Genomic DNA, 19,656 nt, shown 5'->3' on the forward strand with positions numbered 1-19,656 from the left:
ACTTCGATGGATCAGAAGCGCTGGGTGTACTTCATGTACAGGAAGCGACCCACGTCGAAGCCGCCGTAGTAGGCGAAGCTCGAGTTCGGCTGGGTGAACATGATCGGACCCTTGTGGTCGAACACGTTGTTGGCGCCCAGCGCGATGGTGGCATCCCACGGTGCCTTCCAGCTGACCTGCAGGTCGTGGAAGGTGTTGGAGCCGGTCTTGCGCAGCGGCGACTTCTCACCGTTCTGGTAGCGGTCGGCGTCGTCGCACGGACGGTTGGCCACGCAGGCTTCGTTCATGCCCGAGTAGTAACGTGCGGTGTACGCCACGCCGAAGTCACCCTTCGACCAGGTCAGGCCCAGGTTCGAACGCACGCGGAACAGGCCCGGCTCACCGACACGGCCGATGGTGATGTTGTCACCGTCAGCGTTCTGGCCCTGCTCGTCGTACTTGGCCAGGTAGCTCGTCTGCCAGTCGATCGCGAACTGGCCGATGGCCAGCTCCGGCAGGCGGTACTTGATGCCCAGGTCGTAGCCCTGGGTTTCCATCTGGCCGAGGTTGGCCAGGCCGTAGGTCATGCCGTTGATGTGGCCATCGCCTGCACGGGTGTGCGCGGCGCAACGCGAAGCATCGCCCAGCACGTAGCAGTCACGCAGGATGCGGTCGACGCTGTCAGCGATGATCATGTCGCTGATTTCGTACTTGTACCAGTCCAGCGAGATGTCCAGGCCCTGCACCCAGCGCGGGCTCCAGACCAGGCCGACGGTGGTGCTCTTGGAGGTTTCCGGGGTCAGGTTCGGGTTGGCACCCGAGATGAACTGGTCCGGCGTTGCACACGGGGTCGAGGTGCACGGAATCAGGCCCTGGCCCAGCTGGGTGTAACCGACCGGGACGCCCGCCGCCGAGCAGGCCGCGTTGCCGTTGACCGAACCCGGCGCGGTGATGCCGCACGGATCGGTGTACGACTCGAAGCTGCTGCTCAGGCCACCGTACAGGTTGTCGATGGTCGGAGCACGGAAGCCCTCAGCCCAGGTACCGCGAACCAGCAGCTCGTCCAGCGGACGCCAGGTGAAGCCGAACTTCGAGTTCAGGGTGTCGCCGAAGTTGCTGTAATCCGAGTAACGGGTCGCAGCATTCAGGGTCAGCTCCTTGGCAAACGGCATGTCCGCCAGGACCGGCACGTTCAGTTCCAGGTAGACCTCGTCCAGCGAGTACTCACCCTGGGTGGTCTGCGCGCCCAGGCCGGTGGACTGGCCCGACTGTGCGAAGGCATCCGGCGAGAAGCGGCCTTCTTCCTTGCGGTGCTCGACGCCCACGGCGAAGCCCAGGTCACCGGCCGGCAGGGTCACGATCGAACCCGACAGGTTGGCGGTGAAGCTGGTGGTCTTGGTCAGACCGGTATCGGTGAAGTACGGGAACAGGAAGTCCTGGGTGGCCTGGTCGGCCAGCGAACCGGCACCGGCAACGCCGAACGGCAGCAGCGGGTTCCACGGACGGCAGCCGCTGGTGGCGAGCGGATCGGACATGCTGGTGCCGCAGCGGGCGACGCCATCAGCACCGATGAACGAAGCGCCCAGCGCCTGTTCCGATGCGATCAGGCTCATGTCACCGTGACCACGCTTGGTGGTTTCGTTGCGGTTCCACAGCGCGCCGACGTCCCAGTCGAAGGTCTTGCCGGCGAAGTCGAAGAAGCCGCTGATGCTCGGGGCGAAGCGCAGGGTCTTGACCTGGCTTTCGGTGGTGCGCGGCACTTCCCACAGACGGCGGCGGAAGGTCAGGTCTTCACCGGTCGGGTTGAACGCGCTGTCGGCCGACAGCGGGGTGTCGAAGGATGCCGACTGGTACGGATAGCCTGCGATCTGCTGGGTGGTGTTGCGCTCGTTGTAGAGCACGTCAGCGTTGAACGAGATCGCGTCGGTGAAGTCGTAGTTGCCGTTGACGTACAGCGACTTACGCTCGATACCGGTCTGCACCATCATCTGCTGGTTGGCATTGACGGCGTCAGCGGAGGTTTCCAGACGGTAGTCGGCGCGGTTGGCCGGGTTGCCGCCATCACGCAGGGTGTACCAGCGCTGGTCGCTCGGGCCGACATAGCCCGGCTCGCCCTGCTTCAGGTTCGGGGTGACGCACGGGTCGCAGAAGCCACCCTTCTGGTTGATCGGGCTGGCGCCCGAACCCGGGTAGTTCGGGCCGGCGTTGCCGTCACGGCTGAACCAACGGTCCTTCGCCCACACCGGATCCTGCTTGGAGTACTCGGCGGACAGGGTGACACCGCCGCGCTCGCCCATGCTGCCGAGGGTGAACGAATAGGTTTCGGTGTCGCCGTCGCCCTTGCCGTACTGACCGACATAGACGCTGGCTTCAGCGCCGTCGAAGCGCTTGCGGGTGATCACGTTGACCACGGCCGCGATGGCGTCCGAACCGTAGATGGCCGAGGCGCCGTCCTTCAGGATCTCGATGCGCTCGATGGCGGCCATCGGGATCTGGCTCAGATCCTGGTAGCCGGCGGTGGTCGCGCCCAGGCGCTTGCCGTTCATCAGCACCAGGGTGCGCTGCGCGCCCAGGTTGCGGATGTCGACGTAGTAGCCACCGACGTTTTCGCCCGAAGCCAGCGACTCCGAACGGGAGATGGCCGGGGAGCCGGCCGAGGTCAGGTTCTGCAGGACGTCGGCAACCGAGGTGTAACCCTGCTTTTCCAGGTTCTCACGGCTCAGGGTGACGATCGGCTGCTGGGTTTCAACGGCAGCGCCGCGGATGCGCGAGCCGGTGACCGAAATGCGGTCCAGGTCGGTGGTGCCCTTTGCTTCCGGTGCTTCCTGTGCGGAAGCGAAGGCGGGCGCCAGCGCCAGCGCAATGCCGGCCGGCAGCAGGCCGAACCGCACTGCGGGGTTACGAACGTTCATCAATCTCTCCAAGGTACGTGTTAGCAGCGTGTTAAAACACCCCAGCACGTTACGATTGCGTTGCAGCGCTGTATTTGCGCGAACCAACCAGAGACTTTGCGGATTGTGGCGGGAGCAAGCCGCCGTTTTCCCTGAAGCGCGAAGCGGACTGCCCGTAGCGGGCGCGGAACGCCCGGGCGAAGCTGCAGCAGTTGTCGAAACCACTGGCCGCGGCGACCTCTCCCACCATCATGTCGGTGTCGCGCAGCAGGTCGGCGGCGCGCTCCAGGCGCAGCCGTGCCGAAAGCGACTGCGGGCTTTCTTCATACAGGCTCTGGAACGTCTTGGAGAGATACCAGCTGGAGAAGTTGGTCAGCTCGGCCAGTTCGCCGATGCGTACGACGCGGTGGCTGTTGCCTTCCAGATAGAGGCGGGCGCGCTGCATGCGACCGAACACCTGGCGCTTGCGGCTGCGCGAACGGCCAGGGCAGCGCTGCACGTTGTCGGCCAATCCACGCTGCAGGCCGGCCAGATGCAGCAGCAGCGGGCGCAGGTGCTGCGCCGGGTGGCCACTGGCCAAGGCATCACGCCACAGGCGCAGCGCGACGCGAGCGTCACTGCGGCCCATCCGGCCGCGGCCCGCGTACAGGCCGCAGTCGGCCATCTCCGCCAGCACACGCAGCGCTTCCACGTTCAGGTTCAGGCCGATGCACAGCCCGTTGCGCCCTGCCTGCACCAGCGGGCGCGATTCCTTCTCGAACGCGATCCATTCGCCGTGGCGCAGTCGGAAGCGCCCCTCCTTGGCCTCCACCCAGGAGCTGCCGCGCACCTGCATCCACACGGTGAAGCTGCTGCCCGCGGTCTGCAGGCTGCCGAGCCGGGCCACGCCCAGGCAGGTCGGCACGACGTCATCGAGTGCCTTGTCCAGGGAGACGGATTGGCCACGATCGGCCAGTGAGAGTTGACGCATGGTGCACCACGGATTTGCCAAGTACAGGCCTCCGTTTTGCCCAATCAGGCGGCACCGCGTCAGGAAAGACCGACGAGATCGCCACGAATTCGCGGCGAGATCCCGACGAAAAAATTACGAAGGCCCATTTCCCTTGAACATCAACATCTTGGAGAAGGCCGGGAACAGCGCTGGGGCCTTTTCGGGCAGCCGCATCACGCCGATGTCGGCGCCATCACTGACTGCCAGAGCGACAAACAGGGCCGTCCCGTCTGCGCTGGCGCTGAGTCCGTTGCTCGCGCTCAAGCGCTGCGCGTCCAGGCAGCGCCCGGCATCCTGCTGCCCGGCGGCGATGCGGACGAGGATGGTGCTGCAGCGGGTGGAACTGCCGAGATAGCCGATGCTGTCGTGGCCGGCAACCGTCCACGAGCGGTAGCGCCAGCGGCTGGGTTTGTCCTCGCTGATCTGCCGCACGCTGTCCGGGGACAGCGCCGCGTCCGCCGCCCACAACCCCTCCGCCGCCAGGCGGGTGAACAGCACCCGACGGCCTGCGCGGTCAAAGCGGACCTGGGAGACGCCGTCGATGCTCGCCAGCCGCCGCCAGGGTTGGGTGCTGCGATCGAACAGACTGAGCCGCGTACGCTGGTCGGCATCACGTTCGACCACCAGCAGCTGCTCGGGCGTGGCGCCATACAGCGCCTGCAGCGGCTGTTCGGCGGGCACGGGCAGCGGTTGCAGACGCTCGTCGCGGGGTGCGATCTCGTAGACCACCGCGCGACCGTGTGCATCGCGCCCAACCACCAGAAGTTGCCGGCTGTCGGCCGACCAATCGGGGGCCTGCCGTGCTTCCGGGCGCAGGCCCTCGATCGGCCGCAGCGAATCGGGGCGTTGCATGTCCGCCCACCAGAGAGCGAAGCTGCCCGAGCGGTCAGAGGTGAATACCAGCTGGCGACCGTCCGGTGCTGCCATCGGTTGACCGTCGCGGCCGCTGGACGCAAACAGGCGCTCCGGTTCACCGCCCTGCATCGGCACCTTGAACACGCCGAACTGTGCACGGCGATGGACGAAGGCCAGCATGCCGCCATGCCGCGATACCGCCGGCCACTGCGCGTCGTCCAGTCCGGCATCACGCAGCGTGCGCCGCTCGATGTCGAGGTAATAGAGCCGCACCTCGCTGTCGACCCGGCGGCCGAACACGATGGTGCGGCCGTCGCCAAGCCAGGCCCATCCGCGCAGCTCGGCCGACTCGCTGGTCAGCTGCTCCGGCGTGCCACCCGCGGCAGGAACCCGCCACAGGTCGCCCATCTGCGGGTTGCGCACGAACACCAGCCATTTGCCGTCCGGCGAATAGCGCGGCGCGTAATCGAAATCGTCCTGATCGACGGCGTACTGCAGCGGCTGCCACTGTCCGCTGGCCAGATCGAGTACTCGGATACCGCGGTGGGCATAGCGGCCCACCATGCTGCCGAATACCAGGCCGCGCCCGTCGGGTGTCCAGTCGAAGCTGAGCAGCTCGGTGCCATCGCAGCGCGTGGCCTGGCGCAACGCGCCGCCGGTCGCACTGGCGATCAGCACCTGACAACCCCCATCGGCGGAGAAGCGGGCAAAGGCGATGTCGCGTCCATCCGGCGACCAGTTCGGGAAGCGATCAACCGCACCCTCAGGAGGAACAAGCAGCTGCCGCGCCGGCGCGTTGCCGGACGTCTGTACCTTGATCGCACCGCCGCCCAGGCCATCCTCGCTGGCACCTTCGTAGGCCACCTGCGAACCATCCGGCGACAGCGTGGGATAGGTTTCGAAGCCTGCGGTGGCGGTGATCAGCCGATAGGGCCGCTGCGGGCTGCCGATCACCCGCGTGCCGTTCTCCACCGCCGCCTCCACCGGAGAGCTGGCCGGCGCACGGCGCAGCAGCAGGACCGTCATCACCAGCAGTGCGGCCAGCATCAACAGGCCCAGCACCAGCAACAATCGACGTCGCAGGTAGCGCCAGCGACGGCGTCGCATGTCCTCCGGGGCTGGCGTGTGCACTTCCACGACCGCGTTGGAATCGCCAGCCGCGCCTTCGGCCTCGACCGCCAGTTCCGCTTCGGGCTCGGGCATGGCCTGCACCGGCACGCGCAGGCGGTAGCCGGTCTTGGCGATCGTCTCGATATACGCCTGGCCGTTGTCATCGTCGTTGGCGAAGGCTTTGCGCAGCTGGGTGACCGCCTGCGTCAGCACATCGTTGGTGGGCAGCGTATCGGGCCACACCTCGGCGAACAGTTCTTCGCGGGTGACCACGCGCCCGGGTTGCCGCAGCAGCACACGCAGCACGCCCAGCGCCTTCGGCGTCAGCCGGCGCGGGCGACGCGCGCCGGCAACTTCGACCTCTCGCGAGGACAAAGTGACGACACATTCGCCAATCCGGATCCGATCAGATTCGGTGGGCTGGATTTCGCTGCGGTTCATTTTTTGCTAAACAGTAGAGACAGTTTCCGGGCAGTGTTCGCCTTCGATACCGTCCCCAACGGGGAACAGCGAAAAGCCAGACTCCGCACAAAGCATCGGCGCATACCGCAAAAACAATGGAGCGCGCGAATACTAGCCTATGCCGGTTACCTCGCCTATCGCGTGGTCGACATCAGGCTCTCTCTCGCCGACGCATTCACATAACTTCGCACCATCATTCGCGCCCTTTCGGGCGCGAAATTTTTATCTGCCATTCATTTTCAGAAGCGCCGCAGCATGGTCAATCCGACCAGCCGCGAAACCACCAAAGCCACGTACATCACGCCTGAGAACTGCTCCAGCATGACCAGTGCGCGTGCCTGCGGATGCAGCGGCACGACATCGCTCAGGCCGACCCCGGACAGCAAGCTGAAGCTCAGATAAAGCAGCTCCATCCAGCTTCGCTGAGGTCCCTCGCTGCTGCCCTGGAAGCTGCCCGGATACCACTGTTGGCACACCCCAAATGCGAAGGCGAATGCCCACGCGAGCAAGGTGAAGGTGGCGCCGGCCGCGAACAGTTCGTCGCGGGTGACTTTGTGGTCCTGCAGCATGTAGGCGATCAGGGCGCCGGCCGTATAGAAGTAGAGCAGGCTCTCCAGCAGCTGCGCGGTGGTCACCAGCGCGGCGCGGTCCAGCAGCGCGCCGGCGATGGAGAACACCACCGCCGGAATCGCCAGCAGCAGTGCCAGCCATGTACCCAACGGGCTGCGCTGGACCACCCACAACGCCAGGCCCAGCACCGCCATTCCAAACATGCCCAATGCGGCGCGGCCGGCGGCCGTGTCGTCCAGCGCGGGATACAGCATCACCGCCAGCAGCTGCGCGCCCAGCAGCCACGCGGACGGATGGCGGCGGGCGATGGCCAGCCAGCGGGTGGTCACGGCAACAGGCATGGCGTCCCTTCCCCGGAAAGATGGGCGGAGGATAACGGGATGCGCGTGAGGCGCGCGATGCAGCGCCGCCGGGGCACGCCCGGCGACGCAAGTCCGGTCAGCCCTGCTGGTAGACCTCCGCGCCCGCAGCGCGGAACTGCTCGGACTTCTCCTTCATTCCGGCCTCGGCGTACTCCCGCACGTCCTGGGTGATCTTCATCGAGCAGAAGTGCGGCCCGCACATCGAGCAGAAGTGCGCCAGCTTGTGCGCGTCCTTGGGCAGCGTCTCGTCATGGAATTCCTTTGCCTTCTCCGGGTCCAGCCCGAGGTGGAACTGGTCTTCCCAACGGAACTCGAAGCGCGCCTTGCTCAATGCGTTGTCGCGGACCTGCGCGCCCGGATGCCCCTTGGCCAGGTCGGCCGCATGTGCGGCGATGCGATAGGCCATGATGCCGTCGCGCACATCCTGGCGGTTGGGCAGGCCAAGGTGTTCCTTCGGCGTCACGTAGCAGAGCATCGCGGTACCGAACCAACCGATCATCGCTGCGCCGATGGCACTGGTGATGTGGTCATAGCCGGGCGCGATGTCCGTGGTCAGCGGCCCCAGCGTATAGAACGGAGCCTCACCACATTCGCGCAGCTGCTTGTCCATGTTTTCCTTGATCAGCTGCATCGGCACGTGCCCGGGACCTTCGATCATCGTCTGCACGTCATGCTTCCATGCGATCTTCGTCAGCTCGCCAAGCGTTTCCAGCTCGCCGAACTGCGCCGCGTCGTTGGCGTCTGCGATGCAGCCCGGGCGCAGCCCATCGCCCAGCGAGAAGGTCACGTCGTAGGCCTTCATGATTTCGCAGATGTCCTCGAAGTGCGTGTAGAGGAAATTCTCCTTGTGATGGGCCAGGCACCACTTGGCCATGATCGAGCCGCCGCGACTGACGATGCCGGTCACCCGCTTGGCGGTCAGCGGCACGTAGCGCAGCAGCACGCCGGCATGGATGGTGAAGTAGTCCACGCCCTGTTCGGCCTGTTCGATCAACGTGTCGCGGAAGATCTCCCAGGTCAGTGCCTCGGCACGGCCATCGACCTTCTCCAGGGCCTGATAGATCGGCACCGTGCCGATCGCCACCGGCGAGTTGCGGATGATCCACTCGCGGGTCTCGTGGATGTGCTTGCCGGTGGACAGGTCCATCACCGTATCGCCCCCCCAGCGGATCGCCCACACCAGCTTCTCCACTTCCTCGGCAATGCCCGATGACACCGCGCTGTTGCCGATGTTGGCGTTGATCTTGGTCAGGAAGTTGCGGCCGATGATCATCGGCTCGCTTTCCGGGTGGTTGATGTTGTTGGGCAGCACCGCCCGGCCACGGGCGATTTCGTCGCGGACGAACTCCGGGGTGATGATCTTCTGGATGGATGCGCCGAAGGCTTCGCCCGGATGCTGCTGCAGCAGGCCTGCATCGCGGATCGCGTCCAGCCGCTGGTTCTCGCGGATGGCGACGAATTCCATCTCCGGCGTGATGATGCCGCGGCGCGCATAGTGCATCTGGGTGACATTGCCACCCGCACGGGCGCGGCGCGGCAGGCTGCGGGCCGGGAAGCGCACCGCATCGAGCTTCGGGTCGTGCTCGCGATCGCGGCCGAAGGAAGAGCTCAGGCCATCAAGCTGTTCGGTGTCACCCCGCGCTTCGACCCAGGCACGGCGCAGGGCCGGCAAGCCCGCGGACAGGTCGATGCGCACGTCAGGATCGGTGTAGGGGCCGGAGGTGTCATACACCGTGACCGGCGCGTTCTCTTCGCCGCCGAACAGGGTCGGCGTGCGGCTCAGTGCGATCTCGCGCATCGGCACGCGCAGGTCCGGGCGCGAGCCGGTGACATGGATCTTGCGCGAGCCGGGAATCGGCCGGGTCACGGATTCGGAGAGTTGCTGGGCCTGTTGCTGCAGGGCGGAGAGCTGTGCGTTCATCGGGCATCGTCCAGGAGGGTCAGGGACGAAGCGGCGGCGCACTGCCCCCGCACGCGGACGGCCCTTGGGCCGCGTCCGGGTGCGGTTGCATTGCAAAGCTTCCCTACGCCGGTATGAGCCGGATCAGGTTCCAAGGGACTGTCTCAACCGTGGCCGATGGCCGCGGTACCCCCGCTTCTTGCCGGCATTAGACCATAGAACCCCTGCAACAGGGCCACCCGACAGGGGCGGCTGCGCGTCGCGCGACATTGATGAATTAACGCAACCATGACATCGCGTTCAGTAACGTGCACGCGCATCGTGTCGCTGCGACCGATGACGCATCGCCGCCATCGCGGCCCCTGCCCGGCTCGCGCTCGAGTGCCGCCGGCCCCTCGCTGCAAGCATTTGCTCGCTCCCTCAATCCCTTTGATCGGAGAAGCTCCTTCATGGTGTTTCGTGTTTCCATCGCACTGGTCCTGTTGCTGGTGCTGCTTGCCGGCGTAGCACCCGGTCCCTTCAACGCCGTGGTGCAGAGCATCCTCGGCGAACTCATCCGCGGCATCGGCTGGCTGTACCTGCTGGTGGTGTTCCTGGCGCTGGTGTTCCTGATGTACCTGGCGTTCGGCCGCTTCGGCAACCTGCGCATCGGTGGCGAAGACGCCGAACCCGAATTCTCGCGGGCCAGCTGGATGTCGATGCTGTTCGCCGCCGGCATGGGCATCGGCCTGGTGTTCTGGGGGGCGGCCGAGCCGATCTCCCACTTCAGCAAGCCGCCGGAAGGACTGGCACCGGAAAGCATGGACGCCGCACGTGCAGCGATGCGCTATGCGTTCTTCCACTGGGGCCTGCATCCGTGGGCGATCTACGCGCTGATCGGTCTGGCAATGGCGTGGTTCCAGTTCAACCGCAACGGCCGCGGGCTGGTCAGCGACATGCTGCAGCCGATCATCGGTCATCATCATCGGGGCTGGATCGGACGGATTGTCAACATTGCCGCGGTGGTGGCCACGGCAATCGGTGTGGCCACCACGTTGGGCTTCGGCACCATCCAGATCGCAGCCGGCATGCAGCGCGTGTTCGGCGTGCATGCCGGTGTGCCGCTGCAGCTGACCATCATCGCCGTCGCCTTCGTGCTGTACATGGCCTCCACCCTCAGCGGCGTGGAGCGCGGCGTGAAATGGCTGTCGAACTTCAACCTGGCGCTGGCCGCCCTGCTGCTGGCACTGGTCCTGGTGCTCGGGCCGACCGGCGCGATCTTCAATACCTTCACCACGACGCTGGGTTCCTACCTGAACCAGCTGGTGACGATGAGCCTGCGCATGTCACCGTTCTCCTCCAGTACGTGGGTCGCCGACTGGACGATCTTCTACTGGGCCTGGTGGATTTCCTGGGCACCGTTCGTGGGTTCGTTCATCGCGCGCATCTCGCGTGGCCGCAGCGTGCGCGAGTTCGTGGTGGGCGTGGTACTGGCGCCGACGCTGCTGGGCTTCTTCTGGTTCTCGGTGTTCGGTGGCACCGCGATCTGGTCGCAGATCTTCGGCCATGCAGACCTGGTACAGGCGCTGGGCAATGGCTATGAGACCGTACTGTTCACCCTGTTCGACAGCATGCCGCTGCCATTGCTGCTGTCGTGCATCGCGCTGGTTCTGCTGATGATCTTCTTCGTGACCTCGGCTGACTCGGCGGTGCTGGTGCTGGCCAGCATGTCCACCGACGAGGCAGGCGACCCGCCCGCCAAGCGCAAGCTGGCCTGGGGTGTGGGCATCGCACTGATCGCAGGTGCGTTGCTGCTGGCCGGCGGCCTCGACGCACTGCAGGGCATGATCACGATCTCGGCACTGCCATTCGCGCTGCTGATGGTGCTGGTGATGGTCTCGCTGTACCGGGTACTGGACCAGGAGTACACGCGGGAGCGGCGGCAGGCACAGCGCCAGCGGCACATGATCGATGCGTGGATCGCGCGCGAAATGGCGGCACAGGAAGAAACCCAGGCCGAAGCAGCGCGCGCGCAGGATTCGGATTGAGGGTGTTCGGCAGCCTGCGCCGGAAAAACACGAAGGGGTCGGATCCGTTTCCTCTGGAAGACGGATCCGACCCCAACCCACAGCGCGCGGCTGTTGCTGTTGCTTTTGATCTTCTTCTTTCACTTCAGTGGCTGACGCGCACGGAAATTGTCGGGGGGCGTGCGGGGGGGAAGGACGGGGGTGTCCGCGGCATGGATGCCGCGGCCAAGCCTACAAGGACGTATTCACGGCGTCCCCCGGCATTCCCATCCGCACGCCCCAATCCATGATCGGCTCTGGCGATCAGCCGCGAGGGGGCTCAGCCCGGTGGCCGGGAGACCTCAATACCCCGCCGCCTGCCCATCCTTCCGACTCTCCGACGCGCCGTAGTACACGCCCGTGTCCGGATCCCGCATGATCGCCTGATACCCGCCGTACGGACCGTCGGCGAACACGATGCGATGCCCCTTGCGCATCAGCGCGCGCACCGTTTCGTACGGGAAGCCCGTCTCCAGGTTCACCTCCCCCCCATCGGTCATCGCCGTGGCCTGACCGGTCGGCTCCGTGGAACCTTCATGCTGGATACGCGGCGCATCTCCGGCCTCCTGCAGGTTCATGCCGAAGTCCACCAGGTTCATCACGATCTGCGCGTGGCCCTGCGGCTGCATCGCACCGCCCATCACGCCGAAACTGGCATAGGGCTTTCCATCCTTGGTGATGAACGCCGGAATGATGGTCTGGAACGGGCGCTTGCCCGGTGCGTAGCCATTCGGATGGTTCTTCTGCAGCACGAACATCTCGCCGCGGTCCTGCAGGATGAAGCCGAGCCCCGGTGGCGCCATGCCGCTTCCCATCCCGCGGTAGTTTGACTGGATCAGCGACACCATCATGCCGTCAGCATCGGCCACGGTCATGTAGATCGTATCGCCCTCCTCCAGCTGCTTCGGCGTGCCCGGCTGCACTTCCTTCAACGCCTTGTCCATGGAAATCAGTGCACGCCGCTGCGCGGCATACTCCTTGGAAATCAGCTTCTGGACCGGTGCGGGCTGGAAGGCCATGTCGGCGTAGAAGCGCGCACGATCGGCGAAGGCCAGCTTCTTGGCCTCCACGAACAGATGCACGTGCTCGGGCGAGCCGAATGGAATCTTCGAGAAGTCGTAGCCTTCAAGTACGTTGAGAATCTGCAGCGCGGCGATGCCCTGGCTGTTCGGCGGCAACTCCCATACGTCGTAACCGCGATAGTTGCTGCTGACCGGCTCGACCCACTCGCCGTGGTGGTCGGCCATGTCCTGGTAGCTCAGGTAGCCACCATTGGCCTTGAAGTAATCGCCGATGGTGTGGGCGATCTCGCCCTTGTAGAAGGCATCCCGGCCGCCGTCGGCCACCTTCTGCAACGTATCGGCCAGGTTCGGGTTCTTCCACATCTCGCCCTTGCGCGGCGCATGCCCGTTGACCGTGAACTGTTCCTTGAAGCCGGGATACTGCGACAGCCGTGGCACGGAACGATCCCAGTAATAGGCGATCACCTCGGCCACCGGGTGGCCTTCGCGCGCGTAGCGGATGGCGGGCGCAAGATTGTCGGCCATGGGCTTGCGGCCAAAGCGGCCATGCAGGGCGAACCAGCCATCGACGGCACCCGGCACGGAGACCGGCAACGGCCCGGTCGCCGGGATCTCCTTCAGGCCGCGGCGCTGGAACTCGGCCAGGGTCAGCGACTTCGGCGAGCGGCCGGACCCGTTGTAGCCGTACAGCTTCTGTGTCTTCGGGTCCCAGACGATGGCGAACAGATCGCCACCGATGCCATTGCCGGTCGGCTCCATCAGGCCCAGCGCAGCATTGGCGGCGATGGCGGCATCGACCGCCGAGCCGCCGGATTTCATCACGTCCAGTGCGATCTGGGTGGCCAGTGGCTGCGAAGTGGCCGCCATGGCGTGAGGCGCGATGACTTCCGAGCGGGTGGCGAAGGTGTGGCCGGTGATGCGGTCGGCAGCGAGGGAAAGCGCGGGCATGGCCGCCAGGACGGCGGCAGCCAGCAGGGAACGGGCAAGGCGTCGGGACACAGTCGGGTTCCGATGGAAGGGTGGTAGCACCGATCATCGCCGCTGCGGCCTTCACGCGGTATCGGGCAGAGGTCATGGGGCGAGGCGGCCGCGGCGACCGCTGCCGGCACCGGGTCATGCCCGGCGGGCAGAACCCCCAAAATCCGCGCAAAAACCTTGGTGAAAGGAGTGAATTCGGGTTCACCGAAACACTTTCAGCGGCAACCATCCTTGCGCCACAAGCGATTCCGCTGGACGCAGCGGAAAGTGCCTGGAATCACCCCGACAAGGGTTGACATCGTCAAAACAGCTGTGTTTCTCTCGATCACATGCTGCAACACAACACACCACCGCGAACCCACATCGAAGCCGCCGACATCGGCGCCGCGTCGCTGCGTTCGATTCTTGTGCTCGTACTTATTACCCAACCAACAGGTGCGGGACGAGCCAGCGTGTAAGCAGATAGAACACACCGGAACTCGATCAAAAACCCGCACCCGCCCAGGTGCGGGTTTTTTCATTTCAAGACCTGGTTTCAGACGCAACCACCATGACCACCGCCTTCTGCAAAACCCGGACCCGCTGCACCACGATGCCTCGTGGCGGCCGTTCCTGTGCGATGCGCGGCCCCTCCTCCACCGCTTTCCCCTGACCGGCCGGTACGTCGCTTCGACGACCGGCCGTTCTTTTTTCTTCCCACCGCAAGGAACCTCCCCCATGAGCACCAACGACCTGCCCCAGACCAAGATCGCCGTCATCGGCTACGGCAGCCAGGGCCGCGCCCACGCACTGAACCTGCGCGAATCCGGCTTCGATGTGGTGGTAGGCCTGCGGCCGGGCGGCCCGACCGAAGCCAAGGCCCAGGCCGATGGCTTCACCGTCGTGGCTCCCGCCGATGCGGTGAAGGATGCCGACCTGGTCGCCGTGCTGACTCCGGACATGGTGCAGAAAAAGCTCTACAACGACGTGCTGGCGCCCAACATGAAGCAGGGCGCGTGCCTGCTGTTCGCCCACGGCCTCAATGTCCACTACGGCATGATCGAGCCGCGCGCCGACCTGGACGTGGTCCTGGTCGCACCGAAGGGCCCGGGCGCGCTGGTGCGTCGCGAGTACGAGATCGGCCGTGGCGTTCCGTGCATCTGGGCGGTCTACCAGGACACCAGCGGCCAGGCCGCGCAGCATGCGCAGGCCTATGCGACCGGTCTCGGTGGCGCCCGCGCCAATCTGATCCAGACCACCTTCAAGGAAGAAACCGAGACCGACCTGTTCGGTGAGCAGGCGGTGCTGTGCGGTGGCGCCTCCGCGCTGGTACAGGCCGGTTTCGAGACCCTGGTGGAAGCCGGCTACCAGCCCGAGATCGCCTATTACGAAGTGCTGCACGAACTGAAGCTGATCGTGGACCTGTTCTACGAAGGCGGCATCTCGCGCATGCTGGAATTCATCTCCGAAACCGCGCAGTACGGCGACTACGTCAGCGGCCCGCGGGTGATCGATGCCGGCACCAAGGAGCGCATGAAGGAAGTACTGAAGGACATCCAGGACGGCACCTTCACCAAGAACTGGGTGGCCGAGTACGAAGCGGGCCTGCCGAACTACAACCGGTTCAAGCAGGCCGACCTGGAGCATCCGATCGAGAAGGTAGGCAAGGAACTGCGCGCCAAGATGGTCTGGTTGCAAGGACAGGCCGCGTAACCACGCGGCCCTCCCCCACCCGCTTGCAAGGTCCCCCATGAACTCTTCCACACACCGCAGCGCGCCACCCAACGGGGCGCGCTGGCTGACCCAGGCACTGGAGGCCGAAGGCGTCCGCACGCTGTTCGGCTATCCCGGCGGCACCATCATGCCGTTCTACGACGCGCTGGTGGATTCGTCGTTGAAGCACATCCTGGTGCGGCACGAGCAGGGCGCGGCGCTGGCCGCCAACGGTTTCGCACGCGCCAGCGGCCAGGTGGGCGTCTGCGTGGCCACCTCCGGCCCCGGCGCATCGAACCTGGTCACCGGTATCGCCGATGCGATGCTGGACTCGGTGCCGATGGTCTGCATCACCGGCCAGGTCGGCACGCCCCTGCTGGGTACCGACGCCTTCCAGGAGCTGGATGTGTTCGGCCTGACCATGCCGATCGTCAAGCACAGCTGGCTGGTACGCAGCGTCGATGACCTGCCCCGCGTGGTCGCCGATGCCTTCCGCATTGCCCGCGAAGGACGTCCCGGCCCGGTGCTGATCGACCTGCCCAAGGACGTGCAGGTGGCCGATGCCAGTCACCTGCCGGTGCATGTGCCGAGCAGCGTTGAACCACCGCCGGCAGCCACCGGCGACGCCATTGCCGCCGCCATCGCAGCGCTGGCGGCGGCGGAGAAGCCGGTGGTGTATGCCGGCGGTGGCATCGCACTGGGCGATGCAGTGCAGGACCTGCGCGATTTCGTCGAGGCCAGTGGCATTCCCACGGTGATGACCCTGCGTGGACTGGGTGCTCTGCCGGCACACCATCCGCAGTCGCTGGGCATGCTGGGCATGCACGGCACCCGCGCTGCCAACATGGCGGTTCAGGAAAGCGATCTGCTGCTGGTGCTGGGCGCACGGTTCGATGATCGCGCCACCGGCAAGCTGGCGGAGTTCGCTCCGTTCGCGCGCGTGGTCCATATCGATGCCGATGCGTACGAGATCTCCAAGCTGCGCAGCGCCGACGTCGCCGTGCCCGGCAATGTCGGCCACGCCATCCGTGCCCTGCATGCGGCCTTCCCCTCCCCCAGGGCCCATCAGGACGCATGGCGCAGCCGCTGTGCGCAGCATCGCGACCGCTTCGCCGCCCGCTACGACGCGCCAGGGCAGCACATCTACGCACCAGCGCTGCTGAAGCGCCTGAGCGAACTGGCACCCGCCGACACGGTGATTGCCTGCGACGTCGGCCAGCACCAGATGTGGGTGGCCCAGCATTGTCGCTTCAATCATCCGCGCAACCATCTGACCAGCGGCGCGCTGGGCACGATGGGCTTCGGCCTGCCGGCGGCGATGGGCGCGCAGTTTGCCTGCCCGGAGCGCACCGTGGTGCTGGTGTCCGGCGATGGCAGCTTCATGATGAACGTGCAGGAGCTGGCGACCATCGCCCGGTGCCGCCTGCCGGTGAAGATCGTGCTGCTGGACAACAGCTCGCTGGGCATGGTCCGGCAGTGGCAGGAGCTGTTCTTCGCCGAGCGCTACAGCGAGATCGATCTGTCCGACAACCCGGATTTCGTCGCCCTGGCCCAGGTGTTCGGCATCGCCGCCAGCCGCATCGATTCGCGCGATGACGTCGAAGGCGGCCTGGCCGCGCTGCTGGCCGAGCCGGGCCCGGCGTTGCTGCACGTGGCCATCGACGCGCGCGCCAACGTGTGGCCGCTGGTGCCGCCGAACACCGCCAACAGCACCATGCTGGAAAGCAATCCAGCCCATGCCCGCCAGGAGACTCCCAATGCAATACCGGCTTGACCTGGTGCTGCAGCCGGCCGAAGGCGCGCTGCTGCGCGTGATCGGCATGGCCGAGCGCCGTGGCTTCGCGCCGCGTTCGATCAGCGGTGCTCCGGACGCCGCCGATGACGGACGCTGGCACCTGCAGCTGGTCGTGGACGGCCAGCGACCGGCGGAGACGCTGTGCCGGCAGATCGAAAAGATCTACGACTGCGTATCGGTGGAGCTGACGCCGGTAGACAGCAGCATCGAAGGAGTATCGCAATGAACACCCGTACCGTTGTGACCACGGTGCCGGTACGGAGGCGTCTTCTTCGCCGCCCGTACCCGCATGCGATGGTCGCGCGCACCGCACCGGTGGCCCATGCCGGCCGCTGACACCAGCAAGGAAAGTGATGTCGGCGACGTAAGCGTCGCCGATGTCCTGGCCGCGCAGGCGCGCCTGCGCCGCTTCCTGCCGCCCACGCCACTGCATCATGCCGAACGCTTCGGCACCTGGCTGAAGCTGGAGAATCTGCAGCGGACCGGCTCCTACAAGGTGCGCGGCGCGTTGAATGCCCTGCTGGCCGGCCGCGAGCGCGGCGACAGCCGCCCGGTGATCTGCGCCTCGGCGGGCAATCACGCCCAGGGCGTTGCCTGGGCCGCCTACCGGCTGGATGTCCCCGCGATCACCGTGATGCCGCACGGTGCACCGGCAACCAAGATCGCCGGTGTCGCCCATTGGGGTGCCACCGTACGCCAGCACGGCAACAGTTATGACGAGGCCTGCGCCTTCGCCGTCGAACTGGCGCAGCGTCATGGCTATCGCTTCCTGTCCGCCTTCGACGACGCCGACGTGATCGCCGGCCAGGGGACGGTCGGCATCGAGCTGGCCGCGCACGCGCCGGACGTGGTGATCGTACCGATCGGCGGTGGCGGCCTGGCCGCCGGCGTCGCCCTGGCGCTCAAGTCGCAGGGCGTGCGCGTGATTGGTGCGCAGGTGGAAGGCGTGGACTCGATGGCCCGTGCGATCCACGGCGATGTCCGCGAGATCGCCCCGGTGGCATCGCTGGCCGATGGCGTGCGGGTGAAGATCCCCGGCTTCCTGACCCGTCGCCTGTGCAGTTCGCTGCTGGACGACGTGGTGATCGTGCGCGAGGCCGAACTGCGTGAAACGCTGGTGCGGCTGGCACTGGAAGAACACATCATCGCCGAAGGCGCGGGCGCGCTGGCACTGGCTGCCGGTCGACGCATCGCCGGGCGCCGCAAGTGCGCCGTGGTCTCCGGCGGCAACATCGATGCCGGCGTGCTGGCCGGCCTGCTGACCGACATCCGCCCACGCCCGCCGCGCAAGCCGCGCCGGCGTCGCGCCGAGACGCCCCGCCCGCCGGCACGGACCGGCGTCACGCCCACCACCGCTGCCCCCCCTTCCCCCCTGCACGCCGTTGCACCTGTTGTCGAGGAGATCTCCCTGTGACCACCATCGAACGAATTACCACCCCGCGCATCCGCATCTTCGACACCACCCTGCGTGACGGCGAGCAGTCCCCCGGCTGCAGCATGAGCCCACCGCAGAAGCTGGTGATGGCGCGTGCGCTGGACGAACTGGGCGTGGACATCATCGAGACCGGCTTCCCGGCCAGCTCGCAGTCCGACCGCGAAGCGATGGCCCTGATCGGCCGCGAACTGCGCCGTCCGGGCCTGAGCCTGGCCGTGCTGTCGCGCTGCCTGCAGGCCGATATCGAGACCTCGGCACGTGCCCTGGAAGCTGCGGCCAACCCGCGCCTGCACGTGTTCCTGTCGACCAGCCCGCTGCACCGCGAGCACAAGCTGCGGATGACCCGCGAGCAGGTGCTGGAGTCGGTACGCAAGCATGTATCGCTGGCCCGTTCCTACATCGACGATGTCGAATTCTCGGCCGAAGATGCCACCCGCACCGAGCTGGACTACCTGATCGAGGTCTCGCGCGTGGCCATCGCCGCCGGCGCCACCACCATCAACCTGCCCGACACCGTCGGCTTCACCACGCCGGAGGAAATCCGCGCGATGTTCCAGCAGGTCATTGCCGGCGTGGCCGACGTGCCCAATGCCACCAACGTGATCTTCAGCGCGCACTGCCACAACGACCTGGGACTGGCTGTGGCCAACTCCCTGGCCGCCATCGAGGGCGGCGCCCGCCAGGTCGAGTGCACCGTCAACGGCATCGGTGAACGCGCCGGCAACTGCTCACTGGAAGAAATCGCGATGGCGCTGAAGGTGCGCCAGGCCTTCTACGAGCAGGACACCGCGATCAACACCCCGCGCATCGTCGGCACCTCGCAGCTGCTGCAGCGCCTGGTCGGCATGCCGGTGCAGCGCAACAAGGCCATCGTCGGCGCCAATGCCTTCGCCCATGAATCGGGCATCCACCAGCATGGCATGCTGCGCCATCGCGGCACCTACGAAATCATGCGCCCGGAAGACGTGGGCTGGGAGGATTCGCAGATGGTGCTGGGCCGCCACAGTGGCCGCGCCGCCGTCGAAGCGCGCCTGCGTGCACTGGGCTTCTGGCTGGACGAAGAAGAGCTGAAGCTGGTGTTCGAACAGTTCAAGGGCCTGTGCGAGCAGCAGCGGGTGGTCACCGATGCCGACCTGCAGACCTTGATGCAGGGCGGCGCCAATGCACAGGGCTATCGCCTGGCCTCGATGACCATCAGCGATGTCGGCAGTCGCGCCAATGCACTGGTCGAGCTGTCCGACCCGGACGGCAACCGCGTGGCCGAGACCGCGCAGGGCGATGGCCCGGTGGATGCGCTGTTCGGCGCGTTGTCGGCCGCCACCGGCGTGCAGCTGATGCTCGACAGTTATCACGTGCACAGCGTCGGCATCGGTGCCGATGCACGCGGCGAGGCCAACCTGAGCGTGCGCCACGACGGCATCGAATACGACGGCACCGGCACCAGCAAGGACATCATCGAAGCCTCTGCGCTGGCCTGGCTGGACGTTGCCAACCGGCTGCTGCGCCAACGCCAGGCTGCTGCCAGCAGCGTCAGCGAAACCGCCACCCCTGCCACCGCCTGAGAAACCT

12 protein-coding genes and 1 riboswitch are annotated in these 19,656 nt (G+C 66.2%); of the genes, 6 read left to right on the forward strand and 6 right to left on the reverse strand.

The window, feature by feature from the left end:
- Positions 1-11: 11 nt before the first annotated feature.
- The 5 genes from AC5P5M_RS04420 to thiC form a co-directional block, all read right to left on the reverse strand.
- Positions 12-2,891 (reverse strand): TonB-dependent receptor plug domain-containing protein, encoded by a 2,880-nt coding sequence (locus AC5P5M_RS04420; RefSeq protein WP_065175097.1) that lies wholly within the window; start codon positions 2,889-2,891, stop codon positions 12-14.
- A gap of 49 nt (positions 2,892-2,940) precedes the next feature.
- Positions 2,941-3,840 carry a helix-turn-helix transcriptional regulator gene (locus AC5P5M_RS04425; RefSeq protein WP_053519175.1) on the reverse strand — a complete coding sequence of 300 codons (900 nt, stop codon included), beginning with the start codon at positions 3,838-3,840 and terminating at the stop codon, positions 2,941-2,943.
- Between the two features lie 114 nt (positions 3,841-3,954).
- A complete protein-coding gene (locus AC5P5M_RS04430) occupies positions 3,955-6,267 on the reverse strand; it encodes a winged helix-turn-helix domain-containing protein (protein WP_495205599.1) in 2,313 nt (770 codons plus the stop codon).
- Positions 6,268-6,527: 260 nt separating this feature from the next.
- Complete coding sequence (locus tag AC5P5M_RS04435) at positions 6,528-7,199, reverse strand: ion channel (protein WP_053519170.1); 672 nt, start codon at positions 7,197-7,199, stop codon at positions 6,528-6,530.
- Positions 7,200-7,296: 97 nt separating this feature from the next.
- Complete coding sequence (gene thiC, locus AC5P5M_RS04440; protein ID WP_128990693.1) at positions 7,297-9,141, reverse strand: phosphomethylpyrimidine synthase ThiC; 1,845 nt, start codon at positions 9,139-9,141, stop codon at positions 7,297-7,299.
- Between the two features lie 82 nt (positions 9,142-9,223).
- Positions 9,224-9,324, reverse strand: a riboswitch (TPP riboswitch).
- 245 nt (positions 9,325-9,569) lie between these two features.
- On the opposite strand from thiC, the gene AC5P5M_RS04445 reads away from it, so the two are divergent.
- On the forward strand, positions 9,570-11,147 hold the full coding sequence (locus AC5P5M_RS04445; protein ID WP_053519166.1) for a BCCT family transporter: 1,578 nt from the start codon (positions 9,570-9,572) through the stop codon (positions 11,145-11,147).
- Between the two features lie 320 nt (positions 11,148-11,467).
- Here the strand turns inward: AC5P5M_RS04445 and ggt are convergent, their stop codons facing one another.
- Entirely contained in the window at positions 11,468-13,186 is a 1,719-nt protein-coding gene (ggt, locus tag AC5P5M_RS04450) for a gamma-glutamyltransferase (protein ID WP_053520297.1), read from the reverse strand.
- 696 nt (positions 13,187-13,882) lie between these two features.
- Between ggt and ilvC the strand changes: the two genes are divergently transcribed.
- The 5 genes from ilvC (at position 13,883) to AC5P5M_RS04475 (ending at position 19,649) form a co-directional block, all read left to right on the forward strand.
- Positions 13,883-14,857 carry a ketol-acid reductoisomerase gene (gene ilvC / locus AC5P5M_RS04455; RefSeq protein WP_053520296.1) on the forward strand — a complete coding sequence of 325 codons (975 nt, stop codon included), beginning with the start codon at positions 13,883-13,885 and terminating at the stop codon, positions 14,855-14,857.
- A gap of 37 nt (positions 14,858-14,894) precedes the next feature.
- The gene (ilvG, locus tag AC5P5M_RS04460; protein WP_065181710.1) at positions 14,895-16,631 is read left to right on the forward strand and encodes an acetolactate synthase 2 catalytic subunit; all 1,737 of its coding nucleotides are present in this window, start codon (positions 14,895-14,897) and stop codon (positions 16,629-16,631) included.
- Positions 16,615-16,878: an ACT domain-containing protein gene (locus tag AC5P5M_RS04465; RefSeq protein ID WP_053520294.1), complete on the forward strand. Its 264-nt coding sequence runs from the start codon at positions 16,615-16,617 to the stop codon at positions 16,876-16,878. Before ilvG ends, AC5P5M_RS04465 begins: the two co-directional genes overlap by 17 nt.
- 96 nt (positions 16,879-16,974) lie before the next feature.
- Positions 16,975-18,066, forward strand: coding sequence for a threonine dehydratase (locus tag AC5P5M_RS04470; protein ID WP_053520293.1), 1,092 nt, complete (start codon positions 16,975-16,977; stop codon positions 18,064-18,066).
- Positions 18,063-19,649 (forward strand): 2-isopropylmalate synthase, encoded by a 1,587-nt coding sequence (locus AC5P5M_RS04475; RefSeq protein ID WP_459062300.1) that lies wholly within the window; start codon positions 18,063-18,065, stop codon positions 19,647-19,649. Before AC5P5M_RS04470 ends, AC5P5M_RS04475 begins: the two co-directional genes overlap by 4 nt.
- Positions 19,650-19,656 lie beyond the last annotated feature (7 nt).

This window comes from Stenotrophomonas sp. YJH_SMC_106-19 (assembly GCF_059368375.1).